Annotated in this window: 1 protein-coding gene; it reads left to right on the top strand. The window is 42.5% G+C overall.

What is annotated here, in order from left to right:
* Nucleotides 1–44: 44 nt before the first annotated feature.
* A partial coding sequence (locus ACYP03_RS27120; protein ID WP_459782821.1) for a hypothetical protein occupies nt 45–252 on the top strand: 208 nt, incomplete at its 3' end.

Here is a 252-nt window from a genome sequence, read left to right as displayed (position 1 = left end):
TATGAAACTAGTCTTTTATGTGTGGTTTAACAGGGAGCAATTAGATGAAAGGTTTCGGGCTGGGTGTAATCTTACTTTTACCCGTTATGGCAATGGCAGCGCCGCATAATAATACAGTGAAGATGACCTATGTCGGTGGCGGGTATGGCGAGACAACATTAGATGTTTCCTCAGCTGATCGTGCTGAATATGAAGATGCGGGCTTTTTCATATCGAATATGAACGTTTCAAACTGGATGAAGAGAAAGTGGA

The organism is Photobacterium sp. R1 (genome assembly GCF_054600795.1).
Note: the sequence above shows the minus strand (reverse complement) of the source record. Positions and strands in the feature narration are given on the sequence as shown.